Genomic DNA, 13,901 nt, shown 5'->3' with positions numbered 1-13,901 from the left:
CGCGCCGGGCCAGCCTCGGGTATGCACGACCGCGACCTGCTGTTCGACCTCTCGGCGGCCGCGGGCCCGTCGGCTACGAGGACGGCGTCCGCGAGGTGGTCCGCGCGGCGCTCGGACCGGAAGTCGACCGACTCCGGACGGACGCGATGGGCAACGTCGTCGGAACGGTCGACGGCGAGGGCGACCGCGAGGTCGTCGTCGCCGCCCACGTGGACGAGATCGGGTTCATGGTCTCGCGGGTCACCGACGACGGGTTCCTGAAACTCGACTCCCTGGGCGGCTGGAACGCCCAGATCCTGCGGGCCCAAGCAGTGACCGTCCACACCGACGACGGCGAGGTGGCCGGGGTCATCGGCGCCGAGCCGGCCCACACCCGCGACGAGGACGACGTGGAGGGGGTCGACGACCTCGCGGTCGACCTGGGACTGGACGGCGACGCCGCCGCCGAGGCCGTCTCCGTCGGCGACGTGGTCACGCTCGACACCGACCCACGGGTGCTGGGTGACTGCGTGACGGGGAAGGCGCTGGACGACCGGGCGGGCGTGTACGCGATGCTCGCGGCCGCCCGCGTGGCCGAGCCCGACGCGACGGTCCACTTCTGTGCGACGGTGCAGGAGGAGGTGGGCCTGCGCGGCGCCCGCGCGGTCGCGACGGACGAGCGGTTCGACCCGGATCTCGTCGTCGCGCTCGACGGAACGCTCGAACGGAGTGTGCCCGGCGTCGACGACGCCGAGACGATCACCAGCCTCGGCGACGGCGTCGGCATCAAGCGGAAGGACGCCTCCGTGATCCCGAGCCCCGCGGTCGTCGACTGGCTGACCGACGTGGCCGAGGAGGAGGGCGTCGAGCACCAGCGCGAGGTCGCGTGGAACATCGGCACCGACACCGGCGCGCTCCAGAACGCCGGCGGCGCCGTGCTCTCCGGGGCGCTCTCGGTGCCCGTGCGCTACCACCACTCGCCGGTCGAGACCGCCCACCGCGACGACCTGACGGCGACGGTCGACCTGCTCGCGGCGGCGCTTTCCCGGACCGGCGAGCTCGTCGACTGACCGAGGGGACCGTTCCCGGCGACTGCGGCCGAAGCCGAGCCCTTCTTGCACGTTCACCCCGTGGGAGAGTGTATGCAGATTCACCAGTTGGGTGAGGGGCAGCCCGAACTGGCCGTCGTCGCCGGGATCCACGGCGACGAGCCGTGTGGGGTGCGGGCGGTCGAGCGCCTGATCGACGACGACCCCGAGGTCGAGCGGCCGGTGAAGCTGATCGTCGCCAACGAGGAGGCGCTGGAGGCCGGCGAACGGTTCCTCGAGGAGGACCTCAACCGCGCGTTCCCGGGCGATCCCGACGGCGACACCCACGAGTCGCGGCTGGCCCACGAGCTCGCCCGCGAGGTGCAGGGCTGTACGGTGCTGGCGCTGCACTCCACCCAGTCGTACGCCGAACCGATCGCGGTGATCGACACCGTCGACGAGATCGCGCGCTCGCTCGCTCCGCTTCTACCCGTCGACGTGCTGATCGAGACCGACAACTACACCGACGGCCGGCTGGTCGAGCACGCTCACACGATCGAACTGGAGTGCGGCCTCCAGGGGACCGACGAGGCCGCCGACAACGCCTACTGGCTCACGCGCTCGTTCCTCGCGGCGACGAACGCGCTGTCCGTGCCGACCGCGGACGACCGCCTCGCCCAGCCGGGCCGCGACGAGGTGCAGGTGTTCCGCCTCGACGGCCCCATCGCGAAGCCGCCGGGGAAGGAGTACGACGTGGTCGTGCCGAACTTCGAGCGCGTCGACGCCGGCGAGCGGTTCGCACTGGCCGACGGCGAGGCGCTGACCGCCGACGAGCCGTTCTACCCCGTCCTCCTCTCGGCGGAGGGGTACGACGACATCTTCGGCTACGCCGCCGAGGCCGTCGGCACCATCGAGTAGCCGGATCGACGCCGTCGGGCGGCGAACGCGGCGTCGGCGGTTCGGTACGTTTATTTCCGGCACCGGGGTTTGGGTGACCATGAGTGGACGCCCGCTCGACGTGCTCGAGGAGTCGCTCTCGGAACCGGTGACGGTCCATCTGAAGGACGGCGAGTCCTTCTACGGGACGCTCGCGGGCTACGACCAGCACATGAACGTCGTGCTCGAAGGCGCTGACGCGAGCGACGCCGTGCTGGGCGAACTCGACGTCGAGGAAGTGGACAACACAACGATTATCCGTGGGGACAACGTCGTTTCGGTAACTCTATGACCGGCGCAGGAACACCGAGCCAGGGGAAGAAGAACACCACGACCCACACGAAATGTCGACGCTGCGGCGAGAAGTCCTACCACACGAAGAAGAAGGTCTGCTCGTCGTGTGGCTTCGGCAAGTCGGCGAAGCGACGCGACTACGCGTGGCAGTCGAAGAGCGGCGACAACTGAGGCTTCTCTCTGCGGCCGTTCTCGAGACTCGATAGCGATCGCGCTATCGACTCCCGCCGTCGTCGAGTCACCAGCTACGGCGTCGTCAGCGGCGATACATCCTCAGCGACAGCGTCGTCGACGTCGATACCCCACAGCGACGGCGTCGCCGACGCCGACGGGTATACACGATACTGTATACTCTCTGGAGATGACGGCGAAGATGTAGCACGATAGCGGGGGTTTTTGGTTCCCGAACCCGGAGCGAGAGGTATGCACGAGGGTTCGGCTGGGAGGCCGGCCGGCGAGGACGGGATGCGAGACAAATGCGGCGTCGTCGGCGTCGCGCTCGAGGACCGCGGGGCCGCACGCCCCTGCTACTACGGGCTGTACGCGCTCCAGCACCGCGGGCAGGAGTCCGCGGGGATCGTCACCCACGACGGGTTCCAGCAGCACGATCACGTCGAGATGGGGCTGGTGGGCGAGGCGTTCGAGGAGGCCGACCTCGACGGCCTGCAGGGCGAGAACGGCGTCGGTCACGTGCGCTACCCGACGGCCGGCAGCGTCGACGAGGCCTGCGCCCAGCCGTTCACGGTCTCCTTCCGCTCGGGGTCGCTGGCGCTCTCCCACAACGGGAACCTGGTCAACGCCGGCGAGATCCGCGAGGAGCTGGCCGGCGAGGGCCACGCGTTCACCTCCGACGGCGACACCGAGGTGATCGCCCACGACCTCGCGCGGAACCTGCTCGATTCGGACCTCGTCCGCGCGGTCAAGCGCACGATGGACCGCATCCACGGCTCCTACGCGCTGACGGTGATGCACGACGAGACCGTCCTGGGCATTCGGGACCCCCAGGGGAACCGCCCGCTCTGTCTCGGCGAACTCGACGACGGCTACGTGCTCGCCAGCGAGTCGGCGGCGATCGACACGCTCGGCGGCGAGCTGATCCGCGACGTGAAGCCGGGCGAGCTGGTCCTGCTGGATCCGGACGGCAGCGGCTACGAGAGCTACCAGCTGGTCGAGGAGTCCAACACCGCCCACTGCTTCTTCGAGCACGTCTACTTCGCCCGCCCGGACTCCGTGATCGACGAGGAGCTCGTCTACGACACGCGCCGCGACCTCGGCGCGCGCCTCTGGGCGGAGTCGGGCGTCGAGAGCGACGTGGTGATGCCCGTGCCCGACTCCGGGCGCGCGTTCGCGACCGGCTACGCGGAGGCCGCGAACGAGGCGCTCGGCGACGACGCCCCGGAGTTCGCCGAGGGGCTGATGAAGAACCGCTACGTCGGCCGGACGTTCATCATGCCGACCCAGGACCAGCGCGAGCAGGCGGTCCGGCTGAAGCTCAACCCGATCCGCTCGACGGTCGAGGGGAAGTCGGTGACGCTCATCGACGACAGCATCGTCCGCGGGACGACGTCGACGCAGCTGGTCTCGCTGCTGGAGGAGGCCGGCGCCGCGGAGGTCCACCTCCGGATCGGCGCGCCACAGATCGTCGCACCCTGCTACATGGGGATCGACATGGCCTCCCGCGAGGAGCTGATCGCCGCGGACCAGGACACCGCGGCGATCCGCGAGACCGTCGGCGCCGACTCACTCTCCTACCTCTCGGTCGACGGCGTCGCCGAGGTGCTGGGCGAGTCCCGTGCGGACCTCTGCCTAGGCTGTGTGACGGGCGAGTACCCCTACGACATCGACGGCGAGGAGACCGACCGCGACGTGAGCCGGCCGGGGATCGACGGCGGCGTCGTGGCCGACGACTGAAGCGCGGCGACTGTCAGCCGCGTGTCTGTGACGACCAAGCGCCGGCAACTGTCAGCCGCGCTTCTGTGACGACCAAGTCCTGGCGACTGTCAGCCGCGCTTCCGTGACGACTGATACGCTCGGCCGAGGTTTTTGAGGACCCGTGCGGACGTTCGCGTATGGAGACGTTCTCCCCGGACGACGCGGATCGAGCGTCGCTCTCGGAGGGGCTCGGAACGACCGACGTGGCGATCAACCGCTACCGGCTGGCGCCGGGCGAAGGGCTGCCGGGCGGGCTCCACACCCACCTCGATCAGGAGGAGGTGTTCGTCGTCCTCGACGGCACGGTCCGGTTCGAAACCCTCGCTGAGCCGGCGGTCGTCGACGCGGGCGAGGCCGTGCGGTTCGCGCCCGGCGAGTACCAGACCGGCGCGAACGACGGCGACTCGCCGGCGGTCGTGCTCGCGATCGGCGCGCCGAAGGGGAGCGAGGCGGTGCGCGTCCCGCTCGCCTGCCCGGACTGCGACCACCGTGGACTCGCCCCCGAGTGGGACGGCGAACTGCTGCTCGCGTGTCCGCAGTGTGCCGGCGAGCACCGGACGCGAGGCTGTCCAGAGTGTGAGCGCGGGGAGCTGAAGGTCGCAGCCGGGGAGAACGAAGGCGAGACGGTCGTGGTCTGTCCGGACTGTGGCGCCGAGCGAGCGACGCCGCAGTGGGCGTAGTCAGGCGAGGACGTAGATCAGCAGGTAGACGACGACGCCGAGCGCGAAGGAGATCGCCCACAGCGGCGCCGCGACCTTCCCCACCCGCCGGTGGTTCGTCGACGGGATCTCGCTCACAGGGTGGCTCCAGGCGAGCAGCAGCGTGTAGAACAGCAGCGGCACGGAGACCACCGCGAGCGTGATGTGGATCCCGAGGATGGCGAAGTAGACGGTCTCGATCAGCCCCGATCCGGGGAACTCCGTCGGGCCGATCAGGGCGACCCGGTAGAGGTAGCCGACGAGGAACACGACGAACAGGCCAAAGGCCGTGCCCATGAGTTTGCGGTGGCGCTCCACGTCGCCGCCGCGGATGGCGCGGACGCCGACGACGATCAGCACGAACGCGACCGCACTGACGAACGCGTTGACGTGCGGAATCGCGTCGACGACGGCCGACGGCGCCCGCGGGAGCGCCTCGGGGGGAATGACTCGCAGCGCGGCGGCGAACACCAGTGCGAGTGCGACGACGGACAGCGCCGTCGCGGTAGCGAGGGTGTGGTCTCGAACGGCGGCACGGAGGTTCATACCTGACCCTCGTCCCGGGAGGGGATTAAACGTGTGGCGACGGCATCGCCGACCGCCCGGCCGGCCCCGCCGGACGGCGCCGTCGCCCGAGGGGAAAGGGAAGCCCTTTTACTGGCCCGACGGCAACGATGGAGTGCAGCAAGCACACGAGTGCGTGGGTAGCCAAGCTAGGCCAACGGCGCAGCGTTGAGGGCGCTGTCCTGTAGAGGTCCGCCGGTTCAAATCCGGTCCCACGCATACCGCTTTACCTCAGAAAATCACCTTCCCAGAGGCGTTTCCGTCGATCCAGGGCTCCGGCGCTTATCACCGGTGGCGGCCGTCGCTCGAGCCCCCGAGCCGAACCGCTACTCGAGATCCCGCCTCATCCCTTACCCTCGTTTTTGCCTTCGCCCTTCCCCCCGCTCTTGCCGTTCCCGTTGCCCTTGCCAGGTGCGTGTTGCCGTCGTGACCGTTCCCCTTCCCGCGGTCGTGACCCTTCCCCCGGTCCTTCTCGTGGCCCTTGCGTTTCCCAGGTTTGTCGTCGTCATCGTCGTCGTCGTCGTCGTCGTCATCGTCGTCGTCCTCTTCCTCTTCTTCCTCCTCCTCCTCTTCTTCCTCTTCTTCCTCCTCCTCCTCTTCTTCCTCTTCTTCCTCTTTTTCCTCCTCCTCCTCTTCCTCTTCTTCCTCTTCCTCCTCTTCTTCCTCCTCGCTGTCGTCACCGTCGTCCGTACTCTCGTCGTCCTCGCTCCCCTCACCGTCGTCGCCGCCCTCGTCGGTCGAACAGCCGCCGCGACGGACGACGATCGGCTCGTCGAGCGCGAGCGTGGTCCGGGTCCGGCCGTCCGCCGACGCCGAGACCACCTCCCAGGCCGTGAGTTCACCGTCGTAGTACACGCCGTACAGCGTGGCGTCGGCGTTGAACGACGGGTCGATCCGGAGCGCCAGATCCGGGTCGGTTCCCAGTCCGCGGAACGCGCCGCCGTCGGTCCGGCTCTCGCCCCACGTCCAGTCGACGGTCGCCTCGGTGCCGTCGCGACGCCACTGGTCGTAGTTCGACTCGCCGTCGTAGTAGTCGTCCTGGACGACCCACTGGCCGTCCAGCGGGAGGCCGGCGAACTCGAACGTCACGGAGCCGCCGTCGGTCCCGTCACCGTACTTGTCGTGGACGACGACGAGGCTCAGCCCGTTCGGGCCGTCGTAGAGGAACAGGACGCTCGTGTCGGGGCGCTGCAGCCCCACGAGCCCCGTCGCGCTGTAGTCGGCGCCCTCGACGGCCCAGCCGTAGCGCTCCTCGATCGGCACGTCGCCGGAGAGCGGAACGACTGGAACACAGTCCTCGCCCTGCTCGACGACGAACTCGGCGGTGCTGTCGCCCGCGGCGTCGGCCGCCGCGCCGGACTGTGACGCGACGCCGAGTCCGGTCACGGCGACACCGAGACCGCCGAGGAACGATCGCCGCCTCGTGTGGGTCGATCGCTGATCTCGCTGCATACCCCCGACGAGGGCTACCGCGGAGTTTGTTATGGCACTCGTACTGTCGCCGTGGAACCTGGTTCGCCCCAGCGCCGTAGTGATCTCGTCCCGGACGGTGCCGGTCGGTAGTTGGTTCGGCGGTCGGCAGCGGCGTCGATCGACGAGCGCAGCCACCGCAGCGCGACCGCTCCGCGGCCGTCGGCGCCGCTGTCGGGACAGTCGAAAGAAAAACGGAACTGTCGGAGTCGAAGAGGGAGCTGCCGTTTAACCGAACAGCTCGCCGAGGCCTTCGCCGCCGTCGCCTTCTTCCTCCTCGTCCTCTTCCTCGGCCTCGGCCTCCTCCTCGTCGGCCTCCTCGGCTTCCTCGTCGGCCTCGGCGTCGGCCTCGCTGGCGCCGCCGGCGGCCGCACCGCCCGCGGCGGGGGCGGCGGCGGCCGTCTCGATGGCCTCCTCGATGTCGACGTCCTCCAGCGCGGCCACGAGGGCCTTGACGCGGGACTCCTCGACGTCGACGCCCGCGGCTTCGAGCACCGCGGTGACGTTCTCCTCGTTGATCTCCTCGCCCGATTCGTTCAGCGTGAGTGCAGCGTAAACGTATTCCATTGTACTGAGTTACCCGAACATCTCGCCGAGCCCTTCGCCGCCGTCGCTCCCGTCGTCGTCGGAGTCGTCCTCCGGCTCGGAGTCGTCGGCGTCCTCGGCGTCCGTTGCTTCGTCGTCCTGTGCGTCCTCCTCGTCGTCGGTCTCCTCGGTGACTGCCGGGGCTTCGACGCCCTGCAGCTCCTCGGGGAGCGCCTCCTGATCGTCGATCTGGGCCGCCAGCGCACGCAGCTGTGCGTCGGCTTTCCCGATCAGATCGGGGGCGAGATCCTCGTTGACGATCGTCGCCTCGAGGCCGACGGACTTGGCCTGGCCGGCCGCCTTCGCGAGCAGCGTGCCCGCGTTCTCGGCGGTCGGGTAGGCCGCGTTGACCGAGAGGTTCCGAGCCGCCGCGGCGGCGGCCTCGATGTCCTCGCGGTACTCGTCGACGTCGATCTCGAGCTCGTCGGGCTCGAACAGCACGCCGTCGGCGTACACGGCGCGCAGGTCGAGACCGACCTCCTTGGGCTCGATCCCCATCTCGGCGAGCACGTTCGCCAGGTCCTGCGAGACGACCTCGCCGGCGTCGAGCACGTGGGAGTCCTCGGTGACCTTGATCGACCCCTCCATGATCCGCGCGGAGGCGCCGATCGACTGCAGCTCGCCCACGAACGGGCCGGGGTCGATCCCGGTGTCACCCTCGGGGATGACGATGTCGTTGGGCGCGGTCTCGCCGGCGCCGATGGGCGCCGGGGTCTTCGAGGCTTCGAGCTCCTTGAACAGCCCGAACGGGTTGTCGTTCGTGCCGACGAAGGCGACCTCGCCGGCGATCTCGGCGGCGAGCTGCTCGAGCCCCTCGTCGACCTGCTCGACGGCGCGGGTCATGAGCGTGTTGCGGCTCATGCGCACCTCGGCGGTGCCGTGGAGCCCGCGGCGCATGCTCTGGAGCTGTCGCGAGGGGATGCCCGTGACGCCGACGACGCCGACGGCGTCGTAGCGCTCGAGGAAGTCGACGAGCTCGTCGACCTCCGCCTGCTTCCACTCGGGCACCGTCTCGGTTTTGCGGACGTCCTCGGCTTCGCTCATGCGGGCACCTCCACGGCCGGCCCCATCGTCGTTTTCACGAAGATGGAGTCGATGTTGAGGGGGCCCTTCTCGAGGTCAGCCTCGAGGCGTCGAACGATCACGTCGATGTTGTTCGACACCTCCTCGGGCGTCATGTCCTGGGCGCCGACGCGGGTGTGGAACGTCCGGCGGTCGCCGGACCGGATCTGAACGGTGTTCTTCATCCGTTCGACCGTCTCCACCACGTCGTCGTCGGGCTGGAGCGGGGTCGGCATCTTCCCTCGCGGACCGAGCACGGTCCCGAGGTAGCGGCCGATATCTTGCATCATCGCGGCCTCCGCGATGAAGAAATCCGTCTCGTCGGCGAGGTCTTTGGCCTCGTCGTCGTCGTCGCCGAGGTCCTCGAGCTCGTCGGGGCCGAGCACCTCGTCGGCGACGTCCTCCGCACGAACGGCGGTCTCACCGGTCGCGAAGACGACGATACGGGTCTCCTGTCCGGTACCGGACGGGAGAACGACACTCTCGTCGACCCGGTTGGACGGGTCGTTCAGGTCGATGTCGCGCAGGTTGATCGCGAGGTCGACCGTCTCGGTGAAGTTCCGAGCCGGGGCGTCCTCGAGTGCGCGGGATACTGCTTCCTCTATTGAATCTGCCATCTTTCACCTCCGTAGTACGCGTAGGCGGCTCCTACGGGTGAGTGAAACAGGCTACGCCTGTCTCGTCGGAGAAGACGGCGATGCGAGACTTAAAGCCGTCGAACTGGAGAGCCGTCGAAACCCGCGGATGGCGCCGACTCGAACCCTGTGACCGCGTCCCGTGGCGACGTCGACGACGGCTCGAGGACGGGCCCGCGACCGACAGCAAGGCCTAAACCCCGAACCACACAAGCGGGCACAGAGATGGAGGACCGCACGCGAAGCTACCTCCGGGGTCGCTTCGGCGACTACTACGCCGACGCCGACCTGTCGGTCCCGCCGGCGCCCGACGCCCGCGAGTGGGGGCACATTCCCTACACCGAGAGCGACGGGACGACGATGGTGCGCCACCGCTCGCTGCTGGACATGGGCGGGGACGCCCAGTCGGTCCGGGAGTTCCTCGAGCGGGAGGCGCCCCGCCACGCCTACTTCTCGGCGGCGCGCTACGACGACCCCGGCGCGCGGCAGATGCCCGAGAAGGGCTGGCGCGGCGCGGACCTCGTGTTCGACCTCGACGCCGACCACCTCCCCGGCGTCGACGAGGAGGAAGCCAGTTACGCCGAGATGCTCGCGGCCTGCAAGGACGCGCTCCAGCGCCTGCTCGACCTGCTCCGCGAGGACTTCGGCTTCGACGACGACGAGCTGCTGATCGTGTTCTCCGGCGGCCGCGGCTACCACGTCCACGTCAGGAACGACGCGCTGCTCGAACTCGACAGCGAGGCGCGCCGCGAGATCGTCGACTACCTGCGAGCGGTCGACCTCGACCGCGACGACCTGATCCGCACGGTCTCCCACGGCGGCACGACCCGCCGCGAACTCAAAACCGGCGGCGGGTGGGGCCGGCGCGTCCACCGCGAACTCGTCGAGTTCGTCGCCGACCTGCGGGAGATGGACCGCGAGGACGCGACCGAGGAGCTCACCGCGTTCGACGGGATCGGCGACGGCCGCGCGGGCACCATCCTCGACGCCGTCGAACGCAACCCCGAAGCGATCCGCGAGGGGAACGTCGAGGCCGGCGGCCCGGGGCTCCGGAAGCTGGTCGAGGCGCTGACCGCCCAGGTCGTCGGGAACGAGACCGCGCCTATCGACGAGCCGGTCACCACCGACGTGCGCCGGCTGATCAGGCTCCCGGGGACGCTCCACGGCGGCACGGGGTTCGTCGTGAAACCGATCGCGCCGGACGAGCTCGCCGACTTCGACCCGCTCGAGGACGCCGTCGCCGACCGGTTCCGCGGCCAGCGCATCATGGTGGACGTGACCGAGCCGGGGCCGGTCGACCTGGGCGCCGAAACAGCTATGGACCCCGGTCCGCAATCAGTGGAAGAGTACGTCGGCGTGTTCCTCATGGCGAGGGGGCGCGCCGAGAAAGCCACAGAGTAGACGAACGGGCCCGCAGGTCACCGCGGCGGGACACGCGCGATCACACCACACATGGACATCGACGAACTCCAGACCGTCCAAAGCAAGGAGCGTCAGAAGGACAGCCTCCAGCACCTGCGGGACTCCTTCTACGAGGACGTGGCGGCCTACATCGAGGAGCTGAAGGAGGAACGCGACCGCGTCGCCGACGACACCGACGACCCGTTCTCGGACCCGGAGGTGTCCCAGCTCACCGACGACATCGAGCGCGCGGAGGACGTGGTCGAGGCAATCTACGAGCGCCGGGTCGGGAAAGTCGTGAAGATGGCCTCCTTCGCCGCCGCCGACATGCCCGTCGAGGAGGAGGGGCTCACCACCCAGGAGCGGGACCTGTTCGAGGACATGGTCGGCCGCATCGGCGAGAACCGCTCGCGGGTGCTCGACATCCTCGCCGGCGAGGGCGACAGCGTGCCCGCGTCGTCGGTCGGCGCCCCCGGCGCCCAGCCCGAACCCACCGAGTCGACGACCGAGGAGTCTGCCGAACCGAGCGCGGACGAGCCGGCCCCGCCGAGCGCCGACGGAAGCCCGTCCCGCGACGAGCCCGCAGTTGGAACCGGGACGACCGCCGACGCGGCCGCTGACACGGACGACGCGCCCCCCGCGCCGCCGGACGCGCCGCCCCGCGAGGCCGAGGAGGCGCCGCCCGAGGAGCCGACCGACCCCCGATCCGACGGCGGCGTGGCCGCGTCGTCGACGGCCGACGCGCCGGAGCGCGACGACGACCGAACGACCGTCCGCGTCACCGAGGACGTGGGACGCCTGCTCGGCGTCGACGACCGCGAGTACGAGCTCAAGAGCGACGACGTGGTCTCGCTCCCCGAGGACAACGCGGAGGCACTGCTGCAGCGCGAGGCCGCCGAGGAGCTCTGGTAGCGGCCGTTTTCGCGGTGATCAGCGGTTCGACTTCCGTTCCTGTTCCGGGTGGTCGGAGACGAACACGCTCGTGTCGTCCGGCACGTCCTCGGTCACCCACGAGTTCGCGCCGATGCTGACGTGGTCGCCGACCGACACCGTGCCGAGTACGTTGCTCCCGGCGCCGATGACGACGTGGTCGCCGATGTCCGGGTGGCGCTTGTACCCCTTCGCCAGCATGTGCTCCTCGCCTTCCTCCTCCTCGAAGTGCAGCGCGCCGAGCGTGACGTTCTGGTAGATCCGCGCCCAGTCGCCGACCGTCGCCGTCTCGCCGATCACCGTGCCCGTGCCGTGGTCGACGAAGAAGTGGTCGCCGATCTCGGCGCCGGGGTGGATGTCGATCCCCGTCTCGGACTTGGAGTACTCCGCGAGCTCGCGGGCGTAGGCGACGCAGCCGCGCTCGTACAGCCCGTGGGCGACGCGGTGGGTGAGGATCGCGTGGAACCCGGGGTAGGACCGGATGATCTCGCAGTACCGCGTCGCCGCGGGGTCGCCCTTGTACGCGGCCTCGGCGTCCCGCTTCAGCTTCCGCCTGACCGCCGGGAGCCGGTCGAGCGTCCCGTCGACGATCGCGGTCGTTGCCTCCTCGCCGCCCGAGTACGCCTCGACCCCCCGAAGCAGGCAGCGTCCGAGCTCGGTCAGCTGCTCGCGCGTCGCCGCCGGATCGTCCAGCAGCTCGCCACCGTTCCAGCACCGCGGGAACAGCAGTCGCTTGAGTAGCGGGGGCTCGTCGCGGAGGGCGTCCCGGCGCGGGTACTCCGGCGCCGCGCCCGTCGGGAACGGGGGCTCGTCCGCGCGGTACGATTCGACGAGTTCGGTGTGTGCGTCTCCGTCGTACTCGTAGGTCATTCGTGGGCCCGTTTCGTGGGGCGAGGTAATCCCTTTACTGCCTCCCCCGCCGGGAGCGGAAAGCGTTAGTCCCCACCGCACGCAAAATCGGCCATGCTCGAACCCGGCGACGACGCGCCCCAGTTCTCGCTCCCGAACCAAGACGGCGAGGCGGTCTCGCTCGACTCCCTCCCCGGCGAGTACGCGGTCGTGTACTTCTACCCCCGCGCGGACACCCCCGGCTGCACCACCGAGGCCTGCTCGTTCCGCGACGACTGGGACCGCTACGAGGACGCCGGCGTCTCGGTCGTCGGGATCAGCGACGACCCCGTCGACGATCTCGCCGAGTTCCGCGAGAAGTACGACCTCCCCTTCGACCTGCTCTCTGACGAGGACGGCGCGGTGTCGGCGGCGTACGACTCCTACGGCGAGAAGAACGTGTTCGGCAACGAGGTGATGGGCGTGTTCCGCAACACGTTCGTCGTCCGGGACGGCGAGGTCGTCGCCGTCTACGAGGGCGTCGACCCCGAGAACCATGCCGAGGAGATCCTCGGCGACCTCGACCTGGACTGAGTCAGGCCCGCAGCGCCCGGAGCTCCTCGGCGACCACGGTCCGGTTCAGGACGAGGAAGCCAGCGAGGATGCAGACGAACCCCGCGACCGCCAGCGGCGGCAGCCGCTCGTCCAGCAGCGCCCACCCCGTGATCGAGGCGACGACGGGCACCGCGTAGCTCACGAGGTTCGCGGTGAACGGCCCCCGGCGGCGCATCAGCGTGAAGTAGGCGCCGTAGCCGATCGAACTCGCGACGACGCCGACGTAGCCCACGGCCACCCACGTCCACGTCCCCGAGGGGAGCGTCACCGGCTCGCCCAGCGCGAGGCTGGCCGCGTGGAGCATCACCGCGCCGACGGCCATCGCCCAGCCCGTCGTCGGGAGGCTCGCCATCGGCGCGTCGATGCGTCGCAGCAGGACGCTGCCCGCGGCGACGGCGATCACCGCACAGAACACCAGCGCGGCGCCGAGCCCGTCGGGCCCGAGCAGCGCGAACGCGCCGTCGAGCGACCGGGGCGCGCCGGCCGGCGGCTCGGCGACGACGGTCGGCGACGGGCGCGCGATCAGGACGACGCCGATCAGGCCGAGAGCGACACCGACGGCGTCGCGGGGAGCCAGCCCGCCCCCGGAGAGCAGGAGGGCGGCGAAGCCGACGGTGAGCACGGGGTTGAGGCTGTACACCACCGACGCGATCGACCCCGAGGTGTAGAGCTGCCCGAAGAAGAGGAAGAACACGTTCGCGAACACCAGCAGCGCCGCCGCGACGAGGATCGCCTGCGCGTCGGCCCGCGTCGTCGGGCGGTCGAGCCGCCCCAGCGCGCCGAGCGCGACGATGGTGACGACCGCGCCCACGTCGAACCGGAAGCCGGCGAACAGGATCGGCGGGATCGTCTCCAGGCCGACCTCGATGGCGGAGAACCCCGCCCCCCACGCGACGGCCAGCACCGCGAACAGCCCGGCGTCCTGGTAGCGAGACACGTCTCCG

The 13,901-nt window shown here is 69.9% G+C and carries 15 protein-coding genes, 1 tRNA gene and 1 pseudogene; 10 read left to right on the top strand and 7 right to left on the bottom strand.

Annotated features, from left to right (window positions below):
• Positions 1-21 precede the first annotated feature (21 nt).
• The 6 genes and pseudogenes from ACP95_RS08855 (at position 22) to ACP95_RS08830 (ending at position 4,849) form a co-directional block, all read left to right on the top strand.
• Positions 22-1,049: pseudogene (locus ACP95_RS08855) on the top strand (M42 family metallopeptidase).
• A gap of 72 nt (positions 1,050-1,121) precedes the next feature.
• The gene (locus ACP95_RS08850; protein WP_049980852.1) at positions 1,122-1,925 is read left to right on the top strand and encodes a succinylglutamate desuccinylase/aspartoacylase domain-containing protein; all 804 of its coding nucleotides are present in this window, start codon (positions 1,122-1,124) and stop codon (positions 1,923-1,925) included.
• A gap of 79 nt (positions 1,926-2,004) precedes the next feature.
• Entirely contained in the window at positions 2,005-2,235 is a 231-nt protein-coding gene (locus tag ACP95_RS08845; protein ID WP_049980851.1) for an LSM domain-containing protein, read from the top strand.
• The gene (locus tag ACP95_RS08840) at positions 2,232-2,408 is read left to right on the top strand and encodes a 50S ribosomal protein L37e (RefSeq protein ID WP_049980850.1); all 177 of its coding nucleotides are present in this window, start codon (positions 2,232-2,234) and stop codon (positions 2,406-2,408) included. Before ACP95_RS08845 ends, ACP95_RS08840 begins: the two co-directional genes overlap by 4 nt.
• Before the next feature lie 294 nt (positions 2,409-2,702).
• A complete protein-coding gene (gene purF / locus ACP95_RS08835; protein WP_049980888.1) occupies positions 2,703-4,148 on the top strand; it encodes an amidophosphoribosyltransferase in 1,446 nt (481 codons plus the stop codon).
• A gap of 158 nt (positions 4,149-4,306) precedes the next feature.
• On the top strand, positions 4,307-4,849 hold the full coding sequence (locus tag ACP95_RS08830; protein ID WP_049980849.1) for a cupin domain-containing protein: 543 nt from the start codon (positions 4,307-4,309) through the stop codon (positions 4,847-4,849).
• Here the strand turns inward: ACP95_RS08830 and ACP95_RS08825 are convergent, their stop codons facing one another.
• Positions 4,850-5,413: a DUF420 domain-containing protein gene (locus ACP95_RS08825; RefSeq protein ID WP_049980848.1), complete on the bottom strand. Its 564-nt coding sequence runs from the start codon at positions 5,411-5,413 to the stop codon at positions 4,850-4,852.
• Between the two features lie 152 nt (positions 5,414-5,565).
• Here ACP95_RS08825 and ACP95_RS08820 point away from each other — a divergent pair.
• Positions 5,566-5,650, top strand: a tRNA-Leu gene (locus tag ACP95_RS08820).
• A 66-nt stretch (positions 5,651-5,716) separates the two neighbouring features.
• Here ACP95_RS08820 and ACP95_RS16105 read toward each other — a convergent pair.
• The 4 genes from ACP95_RS16105 to ACP95_RS08800 all read right to left on the bottom strand — a co-directional run bounded on the left by ACP95_RS16105 (position 5,717) and on the right by ACP95_RS08800 (position 9,165).
• Positions 5,717-6,883: a hypothetical protein gene (locus ACP95_RS16105; RefSeq protein WP_202593806.1), complete on the bottom strand. Its 1,167-nt coding sequence runs from the start codon at positions 6,881-6,883 to the stop codon at positions 5,717-5,719.
• Between the two features lie 246 nt (positions 6,884-7,129).
• Entirely contained in the window at positions 7,130-7,468 is a 339-nt protein-coding gene (rpl12p, locus tag ACP95_RS08810; protein ID WP_049980846.1) for a 50S ribosomal protein P1, read from the bottom strand.
• A gap of 9 nt (positions 7,469-7,477) precedes the next feature.
• Complete coding sequence (locus tag ACP95_RS08805; RefSeq protein WP_049980845.1) at positions 7,478-8,530, bottom strand: 50S ribosomal protein L10; 1,053 nt, start codon at positions 8,528-8,530, stop codon at positions 7,478-7,480.
• Positions 8,527-9,165: a 50S ribosomal protein L1 gene (locus tag ACP95_RS08800; RefSeq protein WP_049980844.1), complete on the bottom strand. Its 639-nt coding sequence runs from the start codon at positions 9,163-9,165 to the stop codon at positions 8,527-8,529. Before ACP95_RS08800 ends, ACP95_RS08805 begins: the two co-directional genes overlap by 4 nt.
• A gap of 243 nt (positions 9,166-9,408) precedes the next feature.
• Between ACP95_RS08800 and priS the strand changes: the two genes are divergently transcribed.
• Both priS and ACP95_RS08790 read left to right on the top strand, forming a co-directional pair.
• Positions 9,409-10,584, top strand: a complete 1,176-nt coding sequence (gene priS / locus ACP95_RS08795) for a DNA primase small subunit PriS (RefSeq protein WP_049980843.1) — start codon at positions 9,409-9,411, stop codon at positions 10,582-10,584.
• 51 nt (positions 10,585-10,635) lie between these two features.
• On the top strand, positions 10,636-11,496 hold the full coding sequence (locus tag ACP95_RS08790; RefSeq protein WP_049980842.1) for a DNA replication complex subunit Gins51: 861 nt from the start codon (positions 10,636-10,638) through the stop codon (positions 11,494-11,496).
• Positions 11,497-11,514: 18 nt separating this feature from the next.
• Here ACP95_RS08790 and epsC read toward each other — a convergent pair whose 3' ends face one another.
• Positions 11,515-12,384 carry a serine O-acetyltransferase EpsC gene (gene epsC, locus ACP95_RS08785; RefSeq protein WP_049980841.1) on the bottom strand — a complete coding sequence of 290 codons (870 nt, stop codon included), beginning with the start codon at positions 12,382-12,384 and terminating at the stop codon, positions 11,515-11,517.
• Positions 12,385-12,477: 93 nt separating this feature from the next.
• On the opposite strand from epsC, the gene bcp reads away from it, so the two are divergent.
• Positions 12,478-12,936, top strand: a complete 459-nt coding sequence (gene bcp, locus ACP95_RS08780) for a thioredoxin-dependent thiol peroxidase (RefSeq protein ID WP_049980840.1) — start codon at positions 12,478-12,480, stop codon at positions 12,934-12,936.
• A gap of 1 nt (position 12,937) precedes the next feature.
• Here the strand turns inward: bcp and ACP95_RS08775 are convergent, their stop codons facing one another.
• Positions 12,938-13,894, bottom strand: coding sequence for a DMT family transporter (locus ACP95_RS08775; RefSeq protein ID WP_049980839.1), 957 nt, complete (start codon positions 13,892-13,894; stop codon positions 12,938-12,940).
• Positions 13,895-13,901 lie beyond the last annotated feature (7 nt).

Source organism: Halolamina rubra, from assembly GCF_000739555.1.
GTDB lineage: Archaea > Halobacteriota > Halobacteria > Halobacteriales > Haloferacaceae > Halolamina > Halolamina rubra.
This window is presented reverse-complemented; position numbering and strand designations above follow the sequence as displayed.

Bases quoted from the DNA above. Each gene is read 5' to 3' on its own strand.
- ACP95_RS08850 (WP_049980852.1), top strand. From the start codon at position 1,122: ATGCAGATTCACCAGTTGGGTGAGGGGCAGCCCGAACTGGCCGTCGTC.
- ACP95_RS08845 (WP_049980851.1), top strand. From the start codon at position 2,005: ATGAGTGGACGCCCGCTCGACGTGCTCGAGGAGTCGCTCTCGGAACCG.
- ACP95_RS08840 (WP_049980850.1), top strand. From the start codon at position 2,232: ATGACCGGCGCAGGAACACCGAGCCAGGGGAAGAAGAACACCACGACC.
- purF (WP_049980888.1), top strand. From the start codon at position 2,703: ATGCGAGACAAATGCGGCGTCGTCGGCGTCGCGCTCGAGGACCGCGGG.
- ACP95_RS08830 (WP_049980849.1), top strand. From the start codon at position 4,307: ATGGAGACGTTCTCCCCGGACGACGCGGATCGAGCGTCGCTCTCGGAG.
- ACP95_RS08825 (WP_049980848.1), bottom strand. From the start codon at position 5,413: ATGAACCTCCGTGCCGCCGTTCGAGACCACACCCTCGCTACCGCGACG.
- ACP95_RS16105 (WP_202593806.1), bottom strand. From the start codon at position 6,883: ATGCAGCGAGATCAGCGATCGACCCACACGAGGCGGCGATCGTTCCTC.
- rpl12p (WP_049980846.1), bottom strand. From the start codon at position 7,468: ATGGAATACGTTTACGCTGCACTCACGCTGAACGAATCGGGCGAGGAG.
- ACP95_RS08805 (WP_049980845.1), bottom strand. From the start codon at position 8,530: ATGAGCGAAGCCGAGGACGTCCGCAAAACCGAGACGGTGCCCGAGTGG.
- ACP95_RS08800 (WP_049980844.1), bottom strand. From the start codon at position 9,165: ATGGCAGATTCAATAGAGGAAGCAGTATCCCGCGCACTCGAGGACGCC.
- priS (WP_049980843.1), top strand. From the start codon at position 9,409: ATGGAGGACCGCACGCGAAGCTACCTCCGGGGTCGCTTCGGCGACTAC.
- ACP95_RS08790 (WP_049980842.1), top strand. From the start codon at position 10,636: ATGGACATCGACGAACTCCAGACCGTCCAAAGCAAGGAGCGTCAGAAG.
- epsC (WP_049980841.1), bottom strand. From the start codon at position 12,384: ATGACCTACGAGTACGACGGAGACGCACACACCGAACTCGTCGAATCG.
- bcp (WP_049980840.1), top strand. From the start codon at position 12,478: ATGCTCGAACCCGGCGACGACGCGCCCCAGTTCTCGCTCCCGAACCAA.